The sequence below is a fragment of the Vibrio sp. Vb0598 genome (assembly GCF_033338935.1).
GTDB classification, from domain to species: Bacteria; Pseudomonadota; Gammaproteobacteria; order Enterobacterales; family Vibrionaceae; genus Vibrio; species Vibrio alginolyticus.
This window is the reverse complement of record NZ_JAWOTP010000017.1, coordinates 1-23,156: the sequence shown is the minus strand read 5'-3', so window position 1 is coordinate 23,156 and position 23,156 is coordinate 1. Positions and strand designations below refer to the sequence as shown.

Annotated in this window: 21 protein-coding genes and 1 other RNA gene; 4 read left to right on the top strand and 18 right to left on the bottom strand. The window is 46.1% G+C overall.

The features are described 5' to 3' along the window. Positions 1 to 22: 22 nt before the first annotated feature. From lpxC to rsmI, 16 genes are all read right to left on the bottom strand, one after another. Positions 23 to 940: a UDP-3-O-acyl-N-acetylglucosamine deacetylase gene (gene lpxC / locus R7Q38_RS16650; RefSeq protein WP_005381871.1), complete on the bottom strand. Its 918-nt coding sequence runs from the start codon at positions 938 to 940 to the stop codon at positions 23 to 25. Positions 941 to 1,041: 101 nt separating this feature from the next. Next, on the bottom strand, positions 1,042 to 2,280 hold the full coding sequence (ftsZ, locus tag R7Q38_RS16645) for a cell division protein FtsZ (RefSeq protein ID WP_017633617.1): 1,239 nt from the start codon (positions 2,278 to 2,280) through the stop codon (positions 1,042 to 1,044). Between the two features lie 30 nt (positions 2,281 to 2,310). Beyond that, on the bottom strand, positions 2,311 to 3,573 hold the full coding sequence (gene ftsA / locus R7Q38_RS16640) for a cell division protein FtsA (RefSeq protein WP_005372946.1): 1,263 nt from the start codon (positions 3,571 to 3,573) through the stop codon (positions 2,311 to 2,313). Then, positions 3,566 to 4,348, bottom strand: coding sequence for a cell division protein FtsQ/DivIB (locus tag R7Q38_RS16635; protein WP_005387393.1), 783 nt, complete (start codon positions 4,346 to 4,348; stop codon positions 3,566 to 3,568). Before R7Q38_RS16635 ends, ftsA begins: the two co-directional genes overlap by 8 nt. Before the next feature lie 192 nt (positions 4,349 to 4,540). Continuing rightward, positions 4,541 to 5,998, bottom strand: a complete 1,458-nt coding sequence (gene murC, locus R7Q38_RS16630) for a UDP-N-acetylmuramate--L-alanine ligase (RefSeq protein WP_005387395.1) — start codon at positions 5,996 to 5,998, stop codon at positions 4,541 to 4,543. 23 nt (positions 5,999 to 6,021) lie between these two features. Next, positions 6,022 to 7,089: an undecaprenyldiphospho-muramoylpentapeptide beta-N-acetylglucosaminyltransferase gene (murG, locus tag R7Q38_RS16625; RefSeq protein WP_158159555.1), complete on the bottom strand. Its 1,068-nt coding sequence runs from the start codon at positions 7,087 to 7,089 to the stop codon at positions 6,022 to 6,024. Next, positions 7,076 to 8,272 carry a cell division protein FtsW gene (ftsW, locus tag R7Q38_RS16620; protein ID WP_005372933.1) on the bottom strand — a complete coding sequence of 399 codons (1,197 nt, stop codon included), beginning with the start codon at positions 8,270 to 8,272 and terminating at the stop codon, positions 7,076 to 7,078. Before ftsW ends, murG begins: the two co-directional genes overlap by 14 nt. A gap of 18 nt (positions 8,273 to 8,290) precedes the next feature. Beyond that, positions 8,291 to 9,604, bottom strand: a complete 1,314-nt coding sequence (gene murD / locus R7Q38_RS16615; RefSeq protein WP_017633614.1) for a UDP-N-acetylmuramoyl-L-alanine--D-glutamate ligase — start codon at positions 9,602 to 9,604, stop codon at positions 8,291 to 8,293. Positions 9,605 to 9,643: 39 nt separating this feature from the next. Then, positions 9,644 to 10,726: a phospho-N-acetylmuramoyl-pentapeptide-transferase gene (gene mraY, locus R7Q38_RS16610; protein ID WP_005372931.1), complete on the bottom strand. Its 1,083-nt coding sequence runs from the start codon at positions 10,724 to 10,726 to the stop codon at positions 9,644 to 9,646. Continuing rightward, a complete protein-coding gene (locus tag R7Q38_RS16605; RefSeq protein ID WP_017821486.1) occupies positions 10,726 to 12,090 on the bottom strand; it encodes a UDP-N-acetylmuramoyl-tripeptide--D-alanyl-D-alanine ligase in 1,365 nt (454 codons plus the stop codon). The genes mraY and R7Q38_RS16605 overlap by 1 nt, the downstream gene beginning before the upstream one ends. Next, positions 12,087 to 13,568 carry a UDP-N-acetylmuramoyl-L-alanyl-D-glutamate--2,6-diaminopimelate ligase gene (gene murE / locus R7Q38_RS16600; RefSeq protein ID WP_239938443.1) on the bottom strand — a complete coding sequence of 494 codons (1,482 nt, stop codon included), beginning with the start codon at positions 13,566 to 13,568 and terminating at the stop codon, positions 12,087 to 12,089. The genes R7Q38_RS16605 and murE overlap by 4 nt, the downstream gene beginning before the upstream one ends. Positions 13,569 to 13,630: 62 nt before the next feature. Then, positions 13,631 to 15,424, bottom strand: a complete 1,794-nt coding sequence (locus tag R7Q38_RS16595) for a penicillin-binding transpeptidase domain-containing protein (RefSeq protein ID WP_086046525.1) — start codon at positions 15,422 to 15,424, stop codon at positions 13,631 to 13,633. Further along, complete coding sequence (ftsL, locus tag R7Q38_RS16590) at positions 15,421 to 15,738, bottom strand: cell division protein FtsL (RefSeq protein ID WP_005387405.1); 318 nt, start codon at positions 15,736 to 15,738, stop codon at positions 15,421 to 15,423. Before ftsL ends, R7Q38_RS16595 begins: the two co-directional genes overlap by 4 nt. Before the next feature lie 5 nt (positions 15,739 to 15,743). Next, positions 15,744 to 16,694 carry a 16S rRNA (cytosine(1402)-N(4))-methyltransferase RsmH gene (gene rsmH / locus R7Q38_RS16585; RefSeq protein WP_005372918.1) on the bottom strand — a complete coding sequence of 317 codons (951 nt, stop codon included), beginning with the start codon at positions 16,692 to 16,694 and terminating at the stop codon, positions 15,744 to 15,746. 175 nt (positions 16,695 to 16,869) lie between these two features. After that, positions 16,870 to 17,300: RNase P RNA component class A (gene rnpB / locus R7Q38_RS16580), an RNA gene on the bottom strand. Between the two features lie 167 nt (positions 17,301 to 17,467). Continuing rightward, complete coding sequence (rsmI, locus tag R7Q38_RS16575) at positions 17,468 to 18,331, bottom strand: 16S rRNA (cytidine(1402)-2'-O)-methyltransferase (protein ID WP_005372907.1); 864 nt, start codon at positions 18,329 to 18,331, stop codon at positions 17,468 to 17,470. Positions 18,332 to 18,399: 68 nt separating this feature from the next. Here rsmI and R7Q38_RS16570 point away from each other — a divergent pair, with 68 nt between their 5' ends. From R7Q38_RS16570 to R7Q38_RS16555, 4 genes are read left to right on the top strand one after another with little or no spacing between them, the layout of a single operon-like run. Then, positions 18,400 to 20,211, top strand: coding sequence for a penicillin-binding protein activator (locus tag R7Q38_RS16570; protein ID WP_005372905.1), 1,812 nt, complete (start codon positions 18,400 to 18,402; stop codon positions 20,209 to 20,211). Next, a complete protein-coding gene (locus R7Q38_RS16565; protein WP_005372903.1) occupies positions 20,198 to 20,566 on the top strand; it encodes a YraN family protein in 369 nt (122 codons plus the stop codon). Before R7Q38_RS16570 ends, R7Q38_RS16565 begins: the two co-directional genes overlap by 14 nt. A gap of 3 nt (positions 20,567 to 20,569) precedes the next feature. Further along, positions 20,570 to 21,160, top strand: a complete 591-nt coding sequence (locus R7Q38_RS16560) for a phosphoheptose isomerase (RefSeq protein WP_005372901.1) — start codon at positions 20,570 to 20,572, stop codon at positions 21,158 to 21,160. 21 nt (positions 21,161 to 21,181) lie between these two features. Next, positions 21,182 to 21,850 (top strand): BON domain-containing protein, encoded by a 669-nt coding sequence (locus tag R7Q38_RS16555; protein WP_137281705.1) that lies wholly within the window; start codon positions 21,182 to 21,184, stop codon positions 21,848 to 21,850. A 71-nt stretch (positions 21,851 to 21,921) separates the two neighbouring features. Here R7Q38_RS16555 and sspB read toward each other — a convergent pair whose 3' ends face one another. Next, positions 21,922 to 22,407: a ClpXP protease specificity-enhancing factor gene (gene sspB / locus R7Q38_RS16550; protein WP_005387408.1), complete on the bottom strand. Its 486-nt coding sequence runs from the start codon at positions 22,405 to 22,407 to the stop codon at positions 21,922 to 21,924. 17 nt (positions 22,408 to 22,424) lie between these two features. Continuing rightward, positions 22,425 to 23,060: a stringent starvation protein SspA gene (sspA, locus tag R7Q38_RS16545; RefSeq protein WP_005372897.1), complete on the bottom strand. Its 636-nt coding sequence runs from the start codon at positions 23,058 to 23,060 to the stop codon at positions 22,425 to 22,427. Between the last annotated feature and the right edge of the window lie 96 nt (positions 23,061 to 23,156).

The following is a 23,156-nucleotide window of genomic DNA, read 5'->3' as shown; positions in this document are numbered from 1 at the left end:
TATTAATTCTAATGCCAAGTATTTACGCAAGCACCATATTTGGTTCTGCGAATGCTACTGGTGAGCCGACTTCTTCTTCGAATGTAGTCCACTCCCACGCTTCCTGATCTGCAAGAACAGCACGTAACAGTTGGTTATTTAAACCGTGGCCAGATTTAAAGGCACGGAATTCACCAATGATTGGGTGGCCACACATGTAAAGGTCACCAATCGCATCCAACACTTTGTGAGTCACAAACTCATTTTCAAAGCGTAGACCTTCTTCATTAAGAATACGGTAATCATCCAAAACGATAGCATTGTCAAAACTACCACCCAAAACTAGGTTTTGAGATTGTAGATATTCGATATCACGCATAAAGCCAAACGTACGTGCTCGAGAAATCTCACGAACAAAGCCTTTTGACGAGAAATCAAACAGCAAACGTTGCTCGTCTGATTCAATCGCTGGGTGATTAAACTCAATTTCGAAGTCCATACGGAAGCCGTTAAATGGTACAAATTCTGCCCATTTATCACCATCTTCAAAACGAACTGGCTTTTTGATACGGATGAAGCGTTTTGGCGCATTTTGCGTTTCGATACCTGCTTGTTGTAGCAAGTATACAAATGGGCTTGCACTACCATCCATGATCGGAATTTCAGGTGCGTCTACTTCGACAACAATGTTATCGATGCCCATACCAGCAAGTGCCGCATTCAAGTGCTCAACAGTTGAAATACGCACACCTTCATCGTTTACCAATGCAGTACAAAGCATGGTGTCACGAACCGAAGCTGGATCAGCTGGAAAATCTACAGGTGGATTTACATCTGTACGACGGTAAATGATACCTGTATTTGCAGCAGCCGGGCGCAGAGTAAGTGTGACTTTACGACCAGAGTGGAGACCCACACCAGTTGTTTTCACTATTTCTTTCAGAGTACGTTGTCTGATCATCTGCTTGCCTCTCAAAAATTTGCTACAAAACACGGCCGTCTGTAACGTCGACCGTGAATGCTACCATAATTTTGAGCCATGTCAAATTTATGGGTTAAAGATTAATCAGCCTGACGACGCAAAAATGCCGGTATATCTAAATAACCACTTTCCTTTTCTTGCTTTGGAGCCGCAGAACTTTGGCTCGACGAAGCTGGAGAAGAAGGAGCAGTGTTTGTCGGCTGAGGAGTTACCTGTGGCTTCTCTTGCACTTGATTATTCTGCAAAGTCTGTGCCGGTTTTTCTTCAGCTTGCGTTGCCGCTGCTTGTTGCTGTGGTTGAGCTTGCGGCGTCGGTGCCACTTTAGCTTTACCACCCGCAACTAGCGTGATATCTGGCTTTTTCTCATTACCAATACCTGTCGCTACAACTGTTACGCGGATTTCGTCAGTCATATCAGGGTCTAGAGAAGTACCGATAACAACAGTCGCATTGTCAGAAGCGAATGCCTTCACTGTATTACCAACCGTCTCAAACTCGTCAAGACGCATATCCAGACCAGCAGTAATATTGACAAGAACACCACGAGCGCCCGCTAGATCGATGTCTTCCAGAAGTGGGCTAGAAATTGCCATTTCAGCCGCTTCTTCAGCACGGTCTTCACCTTTGGCGATGCCGCTACCCATCATTGCGTGACCCATTTCAGACATTACTGTTCTTACGTCCGCAAAGTCGACGTTGATCATGCCAGGGCGAGTAATTAGCTCAGCAATACCTTGAACGGCATTCTTAAGAACATCGTTAGCGCTTGCAAAAGCTTCTAGTAGTGTTACACCACGACCAAGTACTTTAAGTAGCTTTTCGTTTGGAATCGTGATCAAAGAGTCAACATGCTTAGAGAGCTCATCGATACCTTGCTCAGCAAATGCCAAACGCTTTTTACCTTCAAAACTAAACGGTTTAGTTACTACCGCTACTGTTAGAATGCCAAGCTCTTTAGCCACTTCAGCAATAACAGGCGCTGCACCAGTACCGGTACCGCCACCCATACCAGCTGCGATAAACACCATATCGGCGCCAGTCAGGGAATCTTTAATTCGATCTCTGTCTTCGAGAGCTGCGTCACGGCCAACCTGTGGATTAGCACCTGCACCCAGACCTTTAGTGATATCACCACCGATCTGAATAACATTGCCAACGCTTGTCTTACGAAGTGCTTGCGCATCAGTGTTGACGCTGATGAATTCCACACCTTCGATGGATTCACGCACCATGTGTTCAACGGCGTTACCACCGCCGCCACCAACCCCAACGACCTTGATTACTGCATCGTCAGACATTTCCATCATCGGTTCAAACATGTGTTGTCTCCGTTTATCCTGCAACTCAGGTTAAAACTCTTTTTGTATCCAGTTACGCAATTTATCGAAAAAGCCAGTTACAGATGAGCGTTTAGGTTCATTATAATCGCTATCGTCGCTAGACTGCATGTCTCTTGCGTAATGAAGTAATCCAACTGCCGTAGAATGGTACGGCTCTTTTACATAGTCAGTTAATCCGCTGACTTCGAGCGGTTTGCCGACCCTTACTTGATTGCGGAATACGCGTTCCGCACATTCTACCACTCCGTCCATTTGCGCAGCACCGCCGGTGAGTACAACTCCCGCAGCCAGATGGTGCTTGATACCCTCTTCGCGCAATTTTGCTTGTACAGAGTCGATAGTTTGGTTAACCAGTCCCATAAGCTCAGAGTAGCGTGGCTCAATCACTTCTGACAACGTTTGACGTTGCAGGCTACGTGATGGTCGTCCACCTACGCTTGGTACATTAACCGTGTCATCCTTACTGACCAGTTCACTCAAAGCACAGCCATATTTGACTTTTATTTCTTCAGCATCGCTCACTGGCGTGCCAAAAGCAAAAGCAATATCACTGGTTACAGCATTTCCTGCGTACGAAAATACTTCTGTGTGACGTAACGCACCGCCAGTCCAGATGGCCACATCCATCGTGCCGGCGCCAATATCAACCACACAAACTCCAAGCTCTCTTTCATCCTCGGTGATTACTGCATTGCTAGCAGCAAGCCCAGAAAATACGAGTTGTTCTACTTTAAGGCCGCAGCGTTCTACCGCCTTAATAATGTTGCGTGCCATGTCATTATGGCATGAGATAAGGTGGACACTCACTTCCATTCTTACCCCAGATAAACCAAGCGGATTTTTGATTCCCTCTTGGTAATCAATGGTGAACTCTTGCGGGATCACATGAAGAATTCGCTGTTCATCACCGATTTTAATCGATTTTGCGGTATGGATAGCGCGATCCATGTCTTCTTGAGACACCTCTTCATCAGAAATCGTGCCCATACCTTTTTCAATTCGGCTTGCGATATGCTTACCAGACAACGAAATGAAGACTCGGCTGATCTGGCACTCTGCCATTAATTCAGCTTGATCAATTGCACGTTGTACTGATTTTACAACCGACTCCAAATCATTCACGCCACCTTTATCCATGCCGCGTGAGGGGCTACTACCTGCGCCAATAATATTAATTTGACCGTCTGGTAAAACCTCACCCACTAGAGCCGATACGGTTGCAGTGCCTATATCAAGACCAACAATAATGTTGTCATCAGCGGCCTTAGTCATCTGTACTCTCTTCTAACTCTTGTTCAGGAAACCAACCAACTGCGGCTCCTGTATCGTACCTAAGATCGATATAACTGATTCTTTGCGTGTCACTGCCAAGCTTGTTATAGAGCTTAAAAAAGCGCTCTATACGCTCAAGAAGAGACTCTTTACCGAGCTCTAATCGAATACCGTTATCAAGGATGATTTGCCAAGCTCGTCGCTCGTTTAATACCAGAGACGATATCGCTAAACCCAATTGCTGAAACTTAGGACTCAAATCACGGTAAGTCTGTAAGACTTCCGGCCCGCTATCTTTGGGTCCGTACAGCTTCACTTTTTCTTCTTGCAACAGAGCAACATCTCCATCAAAAACGAACCCGTTTTTATCTAACAGTTCGTTGCCATTCCAAATGGCTTCTGGTTGATGCTCCGTCAAAAAAACTTTTACTGTATCCGGCCACTGCTTTCGGATTGCGGCATGCGCTACCCATGGCAGAGCTTCGACACTTTGCTGTAATACATCAATATCCTGGGACATAAATGTACCGATGTGATCAATTCGACTAAATGCAGCCTGCACATCGTCAGCTTGGACATACTCCAGTTTCCCCTGAAGTACTATTTTGGAGAGAGGTAACCTTTGGTCATCCCACATCCAACTGATCGCCGCGTACAAAACAGAACTAATTAAAGTCACAACCACAACGAAAAATAACGCACCCAAAATTTTTTCTTGGCGACCACGGTTGTTACCCGTGTTTGGTCGCTCGTCATTCAGTGCAATATTCAACAACGTCTTCGTTTCCTGACTTTTGTCGTGTACTTTTTACCCATATAATTACGCAGAGGTAAAAGTCTTGACTTTAACCTTGGGATTATACTGAGCTCTTGTAAACTATCAAACACTGATAGCAATAAATCACAATGATATTGACGCAAAATCGAGATCTGAGTCTTTATCTGTCCTTCGCATCAACAATATGTGTCAGCCAAGCATCTTGTTTATATTCAATTTAAGACCTGCCAGCTGTTTCGCCACTTTACCAATATCACCCGCACCTTGCGTTAAGATTAGGTCGCCGTCTTGTATAACGTTAGCTAAAACTGAAGGTAATTGCTCGATTTCTGGAACAAAAATCGGATCTACCTTGCCTCGGCTGCGAATTGTGCGACATAAAGCGCGCCCATCAGCACCTGCAATCGGCTTTTCACCCGCTGCGTAAACATCCAGCATGATCAATACATCCACCTGTTCAAGCACATTCGCGAAATCATCGTATAAATCACGAGTACGGCTATAACGGTGCGGTTGGAAAATCATCACCAAACGCTTGTCTTGCCAACCACTGCGTGCTGCATTAATGGTTACATCCACTTCTGTTGGATGATGGCCGTAATCATCAACAAGCATTGCATGGCCGTTGCCAGTATCAAACTCGCCAAGGTGATCAAAACGTCTTCCCGTACCTTGCGTACCAGCCATTGCCTTTAGGATCGCATCGTCTTCAATATCATCTTCAGTAGCAACCGCAATCGCAGCAGACGCATTCAATGCATTGTGACGACCTGGAATATTCAGCGTGATATCTAAGTTAGCTCGCCCTTTACGTACTACCGTAAATTTGCCTTGCTGTCCCTCTTGACGATAATCTTCAATACGTACGTCGGCATCTTCAGAAAAACCGTAAGTTATCACTTGACGACTAATACGTGGGATTAACTCTCGAACCACTGGATCATCAATGCAAACAATTGCTTGGCCGTAAAACGGTAGATTATGAAGGAAATCGATGAAGGTTTGCTTTAAGGTTTCAAAGTCACCACCATAGGTATCCATATGATCGGCTTCGATATTGGTAACAATGCTCACCATTGGTTGCAAGTGCAGGAATGACGCGTCACTTTCATCTGCCTCTGCAATTAGAATACGACTCGAGCCTAGACGCGCATTTGTACCTGCGCTTTTCACCAAACCGCCATTCACAAACGTTGGATCAAGACCGGCTTCAGAATAGATTTGAGTAACAAGAGCGGTCGTCGTGGTTTTACCGTGTGTACCCGCAACGGCAATACCGTGACGGAATCGCATCAATTCAGCCAACATCTCTGCGCGGCGTACAATAGGGATACGTAATTCACGTGCCGCCATCACTTCTGGGTTTTCTTCGTTGATCGCCGTTGACACAACAACCACACTGGCTTTTTCTACATTACTGGCTTGATGACCAATAAATACCGTCGCACCTTTTGATACCAAACGCTCTGTCACAGCGTTCTCTGATAGATCAGAACCTGTGATTTGGTAGCCTTCGTTCAACAGCACTTCTGCAATGCCGCTCATGCCCGCACCACCAATACCGATGAAGTGGATGGATTTCACGCGGCGCATCTCTGGCACCATTGCGCGAATCTGAGCTAAGTCTTGTGTATGTTGGATTGTCATCAATTCTATTCTCAATAATTCGGTTAACGCTTTTCGGTCAAAGCGACAATGGCTTGTGCGACAACTCGGTCAGCATTCAATTTTGCAGCGCCACGCGCTTGCTCAGCCATTGTAAGTAAAGCTTGGCGATCCAATTGTTGGATCTGCTGAGTCAGAGACTCAACGGTTAAATCTGGTTGTTCAATCATTTTCGCCGCGCCGCAATCCACCAAGTGGTCTGCATTAAGTGCTTGCTGGCGGTCTTTGTGCATGAATGGAACAAAAATAGCGCCTACACCTGCCGCCGAGACTTCAGAAACAGTTAACGCTCCAGAGCGACAAACTAAAAGGTCAGCCCATGCGTAAGCTTCTGCCACGTCATCAATGAATTCCATTACTTCTGCATTTACCACACCATTAGCTTGGTATGCTGCATTCACTTCTTCGGCGGCACCTTTGCCCGCTTGATGACGAATACAGTAATCTTCGCCCAATTTCGACATCACTTCTGGCAGAGTTTGGTTAAGAATACGTGCGCCTTGGCTGCCACCCATCACCAAAATGCGAATTGGACCTTGGCGCTCTTGCATGCGCTCAGTTGGCGCTGCTAATTGAGTCACGTCTTCACGAACTGGGTTCCCAACCACTTCGGCATTTGGAAAAGCGCCGGGGAAAGCCTGAAAAACCTTCTTAGCGATTTTTGATAACCATTGGTTCGTTAAACCTGCTACTGCATTTTGCTCATGCAGAACAACAGGAATGCCACTCATCCAAGCGGCAATACCACCAGGGCCACTCACATAACCGCCCATGCCAAGCACTGCGTCTGGCTGCCAGCGTTTCATGTGAGCACGAGCCTGCATGATGGCATTGATAATTTGAAATGGTGCCGCAAGAAGACGCTTAACGCCTTGACCTCGTAGACCTTTTACTTTGATAAAATCGATTTCAATGCCATGTTTTGGCACTAAATCCGCTTCCATCCTATCCGCGGTGCCTAACCAGCGAATCTCCCAGCCTTGTTCTTGTAACTGCTTCGCTACCGCAAGACCTGGGAACACGTGACCGCCAGTACCACCAGCCATCACCATCAAACGTTTATTTTGTTTCATTAGCTTGTTGTTCTGATTGTTGTTGCTCGCGTTTCAAGCGGCATTCGTAATCGATACGCAGTAATATGGACACTGCGACGGACATAATTATTAGACTAGAACCACCATAACTGATGAGTGGAAGTGTTAAACCTTTAGTTGGAACAATACCGGCGGCGGCTCCAACATTAACCAAGGTTTGAAACGCAAACCAAATACCAATTCCGAAAGCCAGATAACCTCCGAACATTTCGCCTTCTTCAAATGCACGCTTGCCGATGTAAACCGCTTTTAGCACCAAGCTAAAAATCAGCATTAAGACCAGCACTACGCCTACGAAACCAAGCTCTTCAGCAAGTACGGCAAACACAAAGTCGGTATGCGCTTCCGGTAGATATTCCAGTTTTTGAATTGAATTACCGAGACCTTGTCCGAACCATTCACCACGACCAAACGCCATCAAAGACTGAGTCAACTGATAGCCACTACCAAACGGGTCTTCCCACGGGTCAAGGAAGGAGGTTACACGTCGCATACGGTATGGCTCGACGAGAATCAAACCAACGACAGCACCGATACCTGCCACCATCAAGGCGAGAAACTGGGTTAGTTTTGCACCTGCGATAAAAAGCATGCCAAACAGCGTGACCAGCATCACGACCACCGTCCCCAAGTCTGGCTGACCAAGTAGTAATACTGCGAAGAAGGCAAACACCATGATTGGCTTCATAAAGCCACCAAAGAACGTTTGTCGTACTTCGTCTTGCTTTCGAACTAAGTAACCAGACATGAAGATAAACAGCGATAGCTTCGCGACCTCCGCTGGCTGAAGGTTAAACAGCCCGAGGGGAATCCAACGAGACGCACCATTAACCGACTTACCCGCCAAAAGCACGATGATCAACAGTGCGAAAGAAGCCCAAAGTAAGTAATGGCTCTTCTTAAACCACTCTTGCAAAGGCACTTGCAAAATAACAGCGGAGGTCCCTAACGCCAGCACGAGAAACGTCGCATGACGAAACATAAAGTGGAACGGCTGTTCCGTTAATCGAGAGCTGATTGGAAATGATGCAGAGGTTACCATGACCAAACCAGTCAACATCAAACCCAGTGCAATCCACACTAACTGACGATCAAACATCGCCTCTGGGGCTGGATGCTTGAGCCAATTGCCAATACTGCGTTTAACGTTACCTAAACCCACGAAGTGTGTAACCTTTAATTATGCATATTTCTGAGCAAGAGCAGCGAAAGCATCACCTCTTGCCATAAAGTTGTCGAATTGATCAAAGCTAGCACATGCAGGAGACAGCATCACCATATCACCTGGTTTTAACTGCGAAGATACTTGTTGAATCACATCTTCCATAGTGTCGAAACGTATTGCAGATTCATGCAGTGGCATAAATTCATCGCCATCAGCGCCAAAGCAACACAGTTGCAAGTTAAGCGTCGCGAAGATCGGTTTTAATGGCGAGAAGTCAGCACCTTTGCCAACACCACCAACGAGTAAGTAGAGCTTGCCTGTCGATTCCAAACCAGATAGCGCAGCCATAGTGCTGGCAATATTAGTTGCTTTAGAGTCATTCACCCATTTGACGCCTTGATTATCCGCAACCACCTGGCATCGGTGTGTCAGTCCTGTGTAATTTTTAAGTGCATTCAATGCGTTGTGATAGTTTACGTCCGCAGCTTTTAATAGCGCTAAAGCAACCAGAGCGTTAGATAAGTTGTGCTTACCAACCAACTTAAGCTCATCACTTGCGACAACTCGTTGACCGTGATCGAGCAGCCAAGTACGGTTGCCATCCACCTCGAGACCAAAGTCCTGATTGTCGCTGCCAAATGTCACCAATGGCATCTCTGCGTCTGGGAAGGTTTCTTGATCATCACGGTTCACGACTGCAAGAGCAGCATGGTTAAAAATACGCAACTTAGCTTGTCGATAGTCAGACATGCCTTGATAACGATCCATATGATCTTCAGAAAGATTCAGAAACGCAGCGGCTTTGAGCTTTAAGCTTGACGTCGTTTCTAACTGGAAGCTCGAGAGTTCGAGTACATATAGGTCTGCGTCTTGTTCTAACAAATCCAGTGCAGGCACACCGATGTTACCACCAACGCCAACATCCAAACCTGCAGCCTTAGCCATCACACCCGTGAGGTCGGTTACTGTGCTCTTACCGTTTGAGCCCGTAATCGCAATCACCGGTTTCTGCACCGCCCAAGCGAATAACTCGATATCACCTACTACGGCCGTACCTTTTGCTAATACGGCTTGGATCTCTGGTGTCGCTAGCGCAATACCAGGGTTGGTCACGATAAGATCCGCGTCAGAAAGCCAGTCTGTATTCCAACCACCACTATGCAGTTGAACACTTTCCGGCAAGCGCTCTGCACCTGGAGGGTTTACACGAGTATCAATGACTTTGACCACAAGTTGTGGCTGATTTTTTCTTAGGTGTTTAACGACAGAGAGCCCGGTAATACCGAGCCCTACGACGACAACACTATGTATGTTTTGCCAACGTTCCATATTTGATCACACTGTAAATCTTGTTCTTGGAAAGCGCGATTAACGCACTTTCAATGTCGCAAGACCAATCAGAACAAGAACCATAGAAATAATCCAGAAGCGCACGATTACGCGAGGTTCTGGCCAACCTTTCAATTCGTAGTGGTGGTGAATTGGTGCCATACGGAAAATGCGCTGACCACGTAATTTGTAAGAACCTACCTGCAGGATGACTGATAGCGTTTCCATTACAAATACGCCACCCATGATCACCAACACCAACTCTTGACGAACTAGAACAGCAATGGTGCCCAATGCACCGCCAAGCGCTAGTGAGCCCACATCGCCCATGAACACTTGTGCTGGGTACGTGTTAAACCACAAGAAACCAAGGCCTGCACCTACGATTGCTGTACATACGACAACTAACTCAGAAGCATGTGGTAAGTATGGTATATGAAGGTATTCAGAGAAGTTAACGTTACCGGTCGCCCATGCAATAACCGCGAAGCCTGCTGCAACAAGAACCGTTGGCATGATTGCCAAACCGTCTAGACCATCAGTCAGGTTGACCGCGTTACTTGTACCTACAATGACAAAGTAAGTCAGAATGATATACATCAAACCAAGCTGCGGCATGATGTCTTTAAAGAATGGCACCACTAGCTGAGTTGCTGCTGTGTCTTTACCGTAAGCATACAATGCGAAAGCGACGACAAACGCGATCAACGACTGCCAGAAGTACTTCCAACGCGCGATCAAGCCATCGGTATTTTTGCGTACCACTTTACGATAATCATCAACAAATCCGACCGCACCGTAGCCAAGTAAGACTGTCAGTACCGCCCATACGTAAGGGTTGGATAAGTCTGTCCATAGCAAAATCGTGATTGAGATGGCCGCTAAGATCATGATACCGCCCATTGTTGGGGTACCACGCTTACTAAAGTGAGATTCAGGACCTTCGTTACGCACTACCTGACCAATTTGCAGCATTTGCAAACGCTTGATCATGATTGGTCCCATCCATAATGACAGACCTAGAGCGGTTAATACGCTTAGGATTGCTCGAAAAGACAAGTATTCAAACAATCGGAAAAAAGACAGGTATGGCTGTAGCAGCTCGGCAAGCCAAATAATCATTAATAATACTCCTTCAAAGCAGCAGCGACTTCAAACATACGTGCACCGTTCGCTCCTTTCACCAATATCGTATGGTTTTCAGGAACGGCTTGGTCTAGATGCTGCTTGATGTATTCAATCATCTCTTGGTGCGTCTCAAAATGAATGCCTTGGCAAAGATCACTGATCACCTTGGCGTCTGCACCATATGTGAGAACATGTTCAAATTTTTGTGGGGCAGCATGTTCCCCGACTTGACGATGAAGTGCAAGACTTTCCTCGCCCAATTCCGCCATATTACCTAAAATCAGCCAGCGTTGACCTGGGAAAGCGGCCAATAAATCAACTGCCGCTTTCATGGCTGGCACGCTCGCGTTGTAGCTGTCGTCAATCAATTTTATCTTTTCGCTCAGCGCTTCAACCTCGACGCGACCTTTCACTTTGTTCAAATGTTTAAGGCCAGCGCGAACCTCTTCTAATGTGGCGCCCATTTGTAACGCAATAATAGAAGCAGCGATGGCATTCGCAACGTTGTGTTGACCTATAATACCCAGAGACAGTTCAATTTCTTGTGAGCTTGCTGCGATATGTAAGTCAAAGCTTGCTTCACCTGCGGCGTTCAATACGATGTTAGAAGCGAAGAAGTCTGCATCAGTATTACTTTGTGAAAAAGTAATGACTTTCTTATCTGCTAACACTTCATCCCACTTGGCTTCACCATTGCTGTCTAGGTTAACAATCGCAATACCACCAGCTGAAAGGCCTTGGTAGATTTCACCTTTGGCTTGTTTCACGCCATCGATAGAACCAAAGCCTTCAAGGTGAGCGGCTGCTACATTGTTCACTAACGCGATATCTGGTTTTACTAACTGAGTCGTGTAAGCAATTTCACCGATATGGTTAGCACCAAGCTCAATCACGGCATAATCATCATCCTGCTGTGAGCGTAATAATGTCAACGGAACACCAATATCATTATTGAAGTTACCCGCCGTGAATAGCACTTTGCCTTTCAATTGCAGGATACTCGCAACCATTTCTTTTACGGTCGTTTTACCGCAACTTCCGGTGATCGCAACGGTAGGTGTTTGGCATGCTTGATGCACCCAAGAAGCAAATTCACCCAATGCAAGTTTGGTATCCGACACCACAATTTGCGGCACATTCACATCTAAGCGTTTTTCCACGAGTAAAGCACCGGCACCTGCATCTACCGCTTGTTGGCAAAAGTTGTGCGCATCAAAGCGTTCCCCTACTAACGCCACAAATAGAGCCCCACGATCAATCGTTCGTGTATCAGTAGAAACCGCGTCAATAAGTAGATCGTCGCCGAATCGCTCGCCACGTGTGATGTCTGCAATTTGAGATAACGTTACTTTGATCATGAGGTCAATCCTAAAAGTTGCATTGCGGACTCGCGGTCGGAGTAATGAATCGTTTCGCCATTACGAATCTGATAATCTTCATGACCCTTCCCAGCTAACAAGATAATGTCGTTTGGCGAAGCATTTTCAATGGCATAAGACAGTGCTTTGAAGCGGTCATGCTGAACAATCGCTTCAGCAGGTTTTGACAGCCCAGCTAACATGTCTTTCACAATCTGAACCGGGTCTTCGCTGCGTGGGTTATCGTCAGTCAACACCACTCTGTCGCCTAGACGCTCTGCAATTTCCGCCATCATTGGGCGCTTACCTGCATCGCGATCGCCACCGCAGCCAAAAATAGCCCACAGCTGGCCTTCACAATGAACTCGTAAAGCTTGCAGCGCTTTTTCTAAAGCATCAGGAGTATGGGCATAATCAACCACGACTTTGGCACGATCCTCAGTTTGGAATAACTCCATTCGGCCGAGTACAGGTTGCAGTTGACCTGCGGTTTCGAGTAACGCTTGTTTCTCTTTACCTAAGCTTAATAAGGTCGCAAAAGCGAGCATTAAGTTGGTTGCATTAAACTCACCAATCAATGGCGCGTGCAATTCACCTGAGCCAAATTTACCATCGAACTTAATAGTAATCCCTGACTCCGCGTAACTGACTTCCGTCGCCCAAATTGCGCTTTCAAATTCAGTGTTCGGTTTGAGCGAAACAGCGACCGCATTACTTAACTGCGACGCCCATTGATGACCTACTTCATCATCAACATTGATAATGGCACGTTCACATTGGTGTTGCGTGAACAACCCAAGCTTTGCATTGGCATACTCTTCCATCGTGCCATGGTAATCAAGATGGTCACGACTTAAGTTAGTAAACACGCCCGCCGCAAATGATAATGCTTTGACACGACCTTGCGTCAGGCCATGGGAAGATACTTCTAGCGCGGTGTATGTGGCTTGTTGATTTGCGAGAGAGGAGAGCGTTTTCTGAATTTCAACGGCATTCCCCGTTGTATTCGCAGCTTGTTGCAAGTTATTGAGGAAGCCATTTCCTGTTGTTCCCATTACCGCCGCTTTATGATCAAGCAGTTCTAGCCATTGCGCTATTAACTGGGTAATGGTGGTTTTGCCGTTGGTGCCGGTGACACCAATCAAATCCATATCAGGGTAAGCATAGATCTTTCCAGCAATTGCGGATAAACGTTGGTCCAACCTATCAATGTAAATGACGGGAACATCATCAATGATTTCCACCGTACCATGTGTTTTGACATCGCAGGCTTGCGCCAGGGCTGCATTTGCACCTTGCTCAATTGCAGAGGCAATGAATTTACGCCCATCCACAACATGGCCAATCACTGCTACAAACGTGGTTCCAGGTTGAACTCTTCGGCTGTCGAGCTCCAATTCAGAAACAAGAACGGACGATAAGCTAGGGCAATCCACCCAAGGGGAAAGCAGCACGTCCATACTGATGGCTTTAGTCATATTTGTTCTCCGAGCTTTGGCTCAGGTTTTCTTAATTTTGTTTGCTCAGTAAACCACAGGGCTTACTGTTGGAATTTGTTTTCGTCAGGTGCAACATTGAGTATTTGTAGCGCGCCTTTCATGATTTCAGAGAAGACAGGAGACGCTACCGAACCACCATAATAGTCATCGCCTTGAGGCTCATTTACGATCACTACTAAAGCAATTCGCGGATCGCTAACCGGAGCAAGCCCAGCCGTGTAGGTGATGTACTCATCGCTGTACCCACCAGCAGAAGCTTTACGTGATGTACCCGTTTTCGCTCCCACTCGATAACCAGGAACTGCCGCTCTGCGAGCCGAGCCCCCTTTTTGAGTTACGGTTTCCAACATGTCTAATACTTGACGCGCATACTTCGCACTCACCACTTGACGTGACATGTCATGATCATTGCTTTCAATAATATGAATAGGCTCGTATTTGCCAAGGTTTCCAAGCGTCGCATAAGCATGGGCTAGCTGGATTGGTGTAATTGATAGACCGTAACCAAACGCAATCGTGGCGCGCTCAATTGGCGACCAACGAGTTCGTGTAGGAAAAATACCCGTCACTTCCCCAACTAGGTTTAGGCCAGAAAGCTCACCAAAACCCACTGAACTGTACAGCCCAAGAAGCGCCTCTACCGGCATTTGCATTGCTAGCTTCGTCACACCGATATTACTCGACTTTTTAAGGATCGTGGTCAAGCTCGCTTTGCCTACGCGAGAGACATCTCTGACTCGACTACCACCTAAGCGTAGGACACCATTACCGGTATCTACGATGGTATCTTTATCGGCTATCCCATTTTCTAAGGCGGCTAAAATAACGAAAGGCTTAATGGTCGAACCGGGCTCCATTGAGTCCGTGATCACTCGGTTACGCATTTGATAGCTTTGCCAATCGCTACGATTGTTAGGGTTGTAAGAAGGAGCATTAACCATGGCCAATACGGCGCCCGTTTTTACATCCAACATGACAACAGAACCTGAAGTAGCGCGGTGGTCCGCAACGGCTTGCTTAATCGCACGATACGCAATCGCCTGTAGGCGCTGATCGATGGTTAGCTGAAGTGATTTACCTTCTTGCTTGTCTTGCCAAGCAATGTTTTCCACAACACGACCATAGCGATCTTTACGAATAGTTTTCTTACCCGCCGCGCCAGTGAGCCACTCATCGTAGCTACGCTCCACACCTTCTAGGCCATGCCCGTCAATGCCTGTTACACCGACTAAGTGAGCACTAACCTCACCTGCAGGATAATAACGACGAGATTCCGACTTAAGGCCAACACCTGGCAGCTTTAGCTCACGAATATAGTTCGCCATGGCCGGACTGACCTGGCGCTGCAAGTAGATAAAGCGACGTTTTTCATTGCGCTTAATTTTGTCTATTAACCCTTGTCGGTCAATACCAAGAACATCCGCTAATGCATGCCAACTTTTGGTCTGGCTTAACGCGTTTTCTTTAAATATAGTGGCAGGATCTGCCCAAACCGCCTCAACCGGCACACTGACAGCAAGCGGCTCACCATTTCGATCCGAAATAATACCGCGAGCAGAAGGAATGGATTTAACACGAACCGAACGTAGGTCACCTTGTTTAATCAGGTTATCTGGCTCAATGATTTGGATGTAGGCTACGCGTGCCACCAAAAGGGCAAATGCACAAAAAACAAAAAACAGTAATAGATGGAAGCGCCAACGAATCAAGAAAGATTCTTCGACCGCCACTTTCACTGCTTTGTTATCGGTTTTCTTATCCCCCGTAGCCGCTTTCTCTTTTGCTACAGGTTTACGCTTATTGGCTTGTTTCGTGTTGGATTTTTTTCTAATCATTTGAGCGTGACAACCACTTCTTTATCGCCATCAGGTCGTTTCATTTCAAGTTCTTTTTTGGCAAGGTCTTGAACACGACTGTGTTCCGCGAGGGCAGTTTCTTCCAACATTAAGTTACGCCATTCGCTATCTAACCGTTCTCGTTCAACCAACGTGTGATCTTTCTCAGTGATCGCTTGACGCGCATGGTGGGTAGCAAATACCACTCCCATTGCCGATGCCACGATCAATAGCAACAACAGTAATGGCCAGCGACCAACAGTGAGGAGATCTGTTGCAATCAACTTAGCAAGATTAGGAGTGGGTTTCGTCATAATAATTAAAGCTTTTCCGCAATTCTTAACACAGAGCTGCGCGAGCGAGGGTTCATTTCAATTTCTTGTTTGCTTGGCTTGATCGCTTTGCTCACCGCTTTCATATTCGCACTACCAAGAGCACGAATTTGCTCTTCCGTCATTGGAATACCGTGTGGCACTTCAGGCCCTTTGCTCTCTTTACGGATAAAACGTTTGACCATACGATCTTCCAGAGAGTGGAAGCTAATCACAGATAAACGGCCTTCAGGAGCCAGAATGCTCGCCGCGCCTTTAAGTGCCGTATCAATTTCTTCTAACTCACTGTTGATGTAAATACGAAAAGCCTGGAAAGCACGAGTCGCAGGGTGTTTTTTCTCTTTAAAACTTTTCGGTGCGGCATCTGAAATCAATTTTGCCAGCTGACCTGTGCGAACCATTGGCTCATTTTCTTCATCTTCACGGTAGGCAACAATCGCTTTTGCAATACGGCGCGCATGTTTATCTTCCCCAAACTCGCGAATGACCCAAGTGATATCATCGAGGTCTGCTTCCATCAACCATTGAGATACTGGAACACCTGATGTCGGGTCCATACGCATATCTAGCGGACCGTCTTTCATAAAGCTAAAGCCACGCTCTGCGTCGTCTAACTGAGGAGAAGAAACGCCTAAATCCAGCAGAACACCATCCACTTTTCCAACTAGCCCATACTCTTCAGCATACTCAGCAATACCAGAAAATGGGCCATGAATAATGGTGAAGCGAGGGTCATTGATTTTGCCTGCCTCAGCGATCGCTTGAGGGTCACGGTCGATACTGTACAGTCGGCCATTTTCACCGAGTTTAGATAGAATTGTCCGGCTGTGACCGCCACGGCCAAATGTTCCATCAATATAGACGCCGTCTGGTTTGATAGCTAAGCCATCAATGGATTCATTTAATAACACGGAAATATGTTGGAAGGTTTCGGTCATAGCTTTCTCGTTGAATGATCTTGAAGCGATTCTTTAGTGTACTGATTTCCTACATCATCGCCACCACAAGTCTAAAGTTAGACGTGATTTACGCCAAGTTTATTGGTAATGACATAGTTTGCGTCAATTAAATGCAAAAAACCCATCACTACCGAAGTAGAGATGGGTCTCGAATAGGTGGAGCCGACACATAAGCCGGGTTCTGTTCCGCTTGCGCGGCGGTAGCCATTCGTCTAGGCCAGCAATCACTCACTGGCTCGAGCAACCTACCCGCCTCCTTACGCGAGCAACGCAATGTGGAGGCCTATTTGGTCTTGCTTCAGGTGGAGTTTACCCTGCTACGAACTATTGCTAGTCGTCCGGTGCGCTCTTACCGCACCCTTTCACCCTTACCTGTACCCTTACGGGCCATCGGCGGTCTTCTCTCTGCTGCACTTGTCGTAGGCTTGCGCCCCCCAGGCGTTACCTGGCACCTTGCTCTATGAAGCCCGGACTTTCCTCCCCTTTGTCAGTCTCCCGAAGGACGTCAACGTCAGTCTCCCAAAGGGACTTCGACGTCAGTCTCCCGAAGGACATCAACAAAGCAGCGACTACCCAGTCAGCTCCGAGGGCGGATTGTATAGAGTTCTCACTTCAGAGTCTAGTTAGATCACAGATATGATGAAATGAATGCACTAAGTGATGACTTTTTAGTCAACGTGCCAAAAATAGATAATAAAAAGGCCGATGCCTAAACATCAGCCCTCATTGACCATTTATCTCGCTAGCGGCACTTAGTCTAAGTTTTCTAAGCCCCATTTATATAGCGCATTCTTCTTCAAGTTATGTATTTCTGCCACCAAAGCAGCTGCTTTTTTCAAAGGCAGCTCTTTGGTCAAAATCCCTAACGTGCGTAAAGCATCTTCAGGTAGTGAGTCGTCTGTTGTTTCACGATGGCCATGTACCAACAATACCATTTCACCACGCTGTTGGTTATCGTCACTTTTCACCCATTCAATCAGCTCACCTAACGGCATGCCTTGAATGGTTTCAAAGGTTTTTGTTAGCTCTCTTGCCAACACAACTTCTCTATCTGGGCCAAGAACGTCTAACATGTCTTGTAGAGAGTCTAAAATACGGTGCGGTGACTCGTAAAAAATACACGTACGCTCTACCGAAGCAATCTCTAGGAATTTATCCTTACGACCTTTGCTTTTCGGTGGTAAAAAACCTTCGAAGCTAAAGCGATCCGATGGCAAGCCAGAGGCACTTAACGCCGTAATGACCGCACAGGCACCTGGAAGAGGCACAACTCTAACGCCCGCTTGACGACATTTTGTCACCAAATGGTATCCTGGGTCGCTGATAAGTGGCGTACCAGCGTCAGAAACTAATGCGATAGACTGACCGGAAAGCAGCTTTTCTACCAAAACTTGTGCTTTTTGCTGCTCATTGTGGTCATGTAGAGCAAAAGTTTTGGTTTGAATATTGAAGTGAGACAGTAATTTGCCCGTATGTCGAGTATCCTCAGCGGCAATGATGTCCACAGTCGACAGAATTTCGATAGCACGTTGGGTGATATCCGCTAAATTTCCGATTGGAGTCGGTACGATATAGAGAGTTGGCCCCTCATTCGGCAACTTATTTTTATCTGTCATTTGTTTACCATCACTTCAACGATTAATATAGAGACAATTTTGTACAAAATTATAGAGAACTCACGGCAATGATTAACCATAAGAGACTCAGTGTACCACGCATACTTACTCCTGTTGCACTAGCAATTACGCTCGCCGCCTGTTCTTCAGGTCCAAGACAGCCTGATGGCGTTGATGTAACACTTGAGCCTACTCAGTCTGTTCAGAACTATATGATCCAAGCTGATAGCACGGAAGGCAGTTTACAAAATGACTGGTTGATCATGGCAACCAAAGCCGCGATTCAAGCAAACCAGTTTGATCAAGCAGAAATGTTGATCAAGCGCCTGGCTCGTCAACAGTTAACCGAAGTTCAGCAAGCAGAGTGGCAACTAGCGCGTGCGACCATACAGCAAAAACAGGGTAATTACTCTCAGTTGCTGCAATTGTTGAATTTTAAACCTTGGTGGAAGTTGCCAAATGAGCAATGGAAAGACTATTACTTGATGCGTGCCGACGCTTATCAAGGTCTTAACCAAGCGTTTGAGGCAAACCGCCAACTGGTTGCATTTGGCCAATATGCATCGTCCGCGGAGCAGAGAGAGATTTCTAGCCGTATTTGGATGAACTTTGGCAGCTACTCCGAGTACGAACTGACCTCATTAGAAACAGAGCCAAATGAAGATGTTTTAGATGGTTGGCTACAACTCGCTATTTATGCGAAAACGCTGTCGGGCAACTTATCCCAACTAAAAAATACCCTAGAACGCTGGTTAAACGAGAACCCATCGCACCCAGCCGCTATCTACACACCAGAAGAGATTCAAAACATTCTCTCTCTAGACATTGTTAAACCAAACAACACCGCTTTGTTACTGCCGCTTACTGGTAAATTCTCGCCACAAGCGCAATTAATTCGTGATGGTTTTGTGTTTGCGATGATGAATGATCGTAACCGTGATCCAAGCGCTACCCTCACGGTAATAGACACTAATGCGTATAACGCCGACCAAATTAAACAACGTTTGATCAATGAAAACATCGACTTTGTTGTTGGTCCCCTAGAAAAAGAAAACGTTGAGCTATTGCACACAACCATGGATGGCTCAGAAAATGGTCCTACGATTCCAGCCCTTGCGCTAAATATTCCCGAAGATGTGCAACCAGATAGCAATATTTGCTACTTGGCATTATCACCAGAACAAGAAGCCGCACAGGCAGCGAAACACTTGTTCAGCGAAGGCTATAACTTCCCTCTGATTCTGGCACCAAAGGGCAGCTTTGGTGAGCGTGTAACTGAAGCTTTCAACAAAGAATGGCGCAAGTACAGCTCTAATAAAGTCGCAGCAAGTTATTTTGGCGACAAGCGCCAACTTCAAAAAGACATCAATGAAGTATTTGGTCTGCAAGAAAGCAAACAACGTATTGCTCAGATGCAATCACTAATGCGTATCAAGCTTGAAACACAGCCACGTAGCCGTCGTGATGTCGATGCGGTTTATATTGTTGCTAGAAGCACGGAACTGACTTTGATCAAGCCGTTTATTGAGGTAGCGATTAACCCAGACGCCAAAGCACCACAAATTTTCTCTAGCTCGCGTAGCAACAGTGGCGGCGCGACTTACGAAGATCTAACAGGCATCATCTACAGCGATATCCCATTACTGATTGACCCAGACCCTAGCGTGACCGCTGAAATGAACGAGCTGTGGTCAGAGCAATCTAACATGGAAAAGCGTTTGAAAGCACTGGGTATGGATGCGTATAAATTGATTGGGGAGCTGCCACAAATGAAGGTCGTTCCGGGCTACTCAGTTGGCGGCCAAACCGGTATTTTAAGTATCGACAATAATTGTGTTGTACAGCGTGAGCTAAGCTGGGCTGAGCGTGGGGCTCTTTAGTAAGCGCCAAATCGGAAATCAATATGAAGCTCTGGCGAAGCAGTATTTACAACGCCAGGGCTTAAACTTTATTGAACAAAATTTTCTGACTAAGGTCGGTGAGATTGATTTAATCTTCCAACAAGGTGAAACTATTGTGTTTGTTGAAGTCAAATACCGTAAGAACAATCACTTTGGCTCGGCAGCAGAAATGGTGACGCACGCTAAAATGCGCAAGCTAGTCAAAACCGCACAAGTTTGGCTTAGCCAACAAAAGCGCTTAAAACACAATATCGATTATCGATTTGATGTCATCGCCATTCATGATAATGGGCGAGATATCAACTGGATAGAAAACGCAATCTCTGAAGGATAAGCGATGCTAGATAGCATTAAAGACAGCTTTACAGAAAGTATTCAAATTCAAATCGCAGCAGCAGAGGCGCTGCCTGATGCCATTACTCATGCAGCTCAAGCGATGGTGTCGAGCCTGCTTAATGGCAATAAAATTTTATGTTGTGGTAATGGCGGCAGTGCTTCAAACGCTCAACAATTTGTTTCTTGTCTTTTAAACCGTTTTGAAACTGAGCGTCCTAGCCTACCAGCAATGGCCTTAACCGCCGATAATACCACCCTAACCGCAGTGGCCAACGATTACCACTACCAGGAAATCTTCTCAAAACAGGTACGAGCGTTTGGTCAACCAGGCGACATTTTGCTTGCCATGTCAACTAGCGGTAACAGTAAAAATATTATCAAAGCGATGGAAGCAGCCGTAACTCGAGACATGACGATTATCGCGCTAACAGGAAAAGATGGCGGAGAGATGGCAGGACTGCTCGGTGAGAACGACGTCGAAATTCGTATTCCATCACACCGCACTGCACGTATTCACGAAGTACATATGGTAACACTCCATTGTCTTTGTGATCTTATTGACCAGGTGCTTTTCCCTGCTCACGAAGAGTAACCAAGACTGAGAATCAGAATTATGATACGTAGCCTCGTTATCTTATTAACAGCATTGAGTTTAAGTGGTTGCGCAGGTTTGTTTATCGCAGGTGCAGCAACCACAGCGAATATTGTCACGGACACACGCACGACAAAACAAATCTGGCAGGACAATAACATTGAATTCGAAGTTGCGGCGATCGGCAATAAAGCACCGTTTAAAGGTGAAGTGCGTGTCGTTGCCAGTTCATATAATGGGACTGTAGTCCTTATGGGACAAGCTCCGACACAAGACCTTATCCTTGCTTTAGAGCGAAGAGCTAGAGAAGTTAGTGGTGTAAAAGTCATACACAATCAAATCAAACAAAAAGAGCCACTCACTGTTACCCAGATTAGCAATGACAGCTGGATCACAACCAAAGTAAAGTCAGCTTTGCTTACTGATTCTGAACTTAATGGTGTTAAGGTTAAAGTGATCACCGAAGATGGCGATGTTTTTCTGTTTGGTTATGTCACACCAAAACAAGGCGATCGAGCGACAGAAATCGCGCGTAATATCTCAGGCGTAAAACAAGTCATTAAAGGGTTCCAATACGGCGAAATGGAGCCTGTTGAAGTGGACTTACCGAATGACGGTGTACAAACAATAGAAAGTGAGGTAAGCACAGAAAATGAAGAGAACGTCGAAGTCTTTACGATTAGTGAGTAATTTCCAAAGTCTGGCTTGAAATCATCTTCAACAAGTTAAAAAGAAAAAAGCAGCGTTACGCTGCTTTTTTATTATTTAATCACTCTTAAGCTTGGTTTGCCTTTTGGTCGAGGAGCATCGTCCTCTTCGGCATCTGAATCAGAAACTAACTCAGAAGGCTCATCGCTAACCGTTGTGAACGATGGGGATGATTCTTCCTCGGTCATCGCTTCTTCTTCGATGTGAGTGTACGCTTCTTCTGGTTCAAACATAGTACCAGCACCATTCTCACGTGCATAAATAGCTTGAACAGCATACACAGGCACGATCACTGAGTGCGGACGACCGCTAAAGCGAGCATGGAAGGTAATCGCATCATTACCTAACTCAAGATTACCCACTGCACGTGGCGCAATATTCAAAATAATTTGACCATCTTGAATAAATTCAACCGGGACACGCACCCCTGGCATTGTTGCATCCACAACCAAGTGAGGAGTCAAGTCATTGTCTACTAACCAGTCGTAAAATGCGCGAAGCATATACGGGCGGCGAGCAGTCATTTTTGCAATATCCATAACGTGTTTTAAATCGCTTAGCGAACTAGGCGCATTTCACGTTCAGCTTCAGTCAAAGAAGCAAGGAACGAATCACGTTCAAATACGCGGTTCATGTATACCTTGATTTCTTTTGAACCAGGGCCAACAAGATCGATACCAAGTTGAGGCAAACGCCACAATAGTGGAGCTAGGTAACAATCGATCAAGCTGAATTCTTCGCTCATGAAGTACTCATATTCAGCAAAAATTGGCGCTAACGTCAGAAGATCATTACGCAGCTTTGTGCGTGCTTTTTCTGATTCTTCCGCATTACCTTTCATCACTTTTTCAGCGAGTGAATACCAGTTGCGTTCGATACGGTACATCATCAAGCGGCTGTTGCCACGAGCAACAGGGTAAACCGGCATTAGAGGTGGATGAGGGAAACGCTCGTCCAAGTACTCCATGATGATTTTTGAATCGTAAAGAGCTAGCTCACGGTCAACAAGAGTTGGCACTGATTTATATGGGTTTAGCTCAACAAGCTCAGCAGGAAGGTTTGCTTCGTCAACAAGCTCAACTTCAACACTTACGCCTTTTTCAGCTAGTACAATGCGAACCTGATGGCTATACAAATCTGATGCACTTGAGAAAAGAGTCATCACAGAACGTTTATTGGCAGCTACAGCCATGGAGCCCTCCAGTACACTTACAAGTAAATTACCACCTTCTAAAGAAGGTGGCTTTGTGTGAGCCCCCTAAAAGGGGGCCTTTGTTTAGTCCAGCGC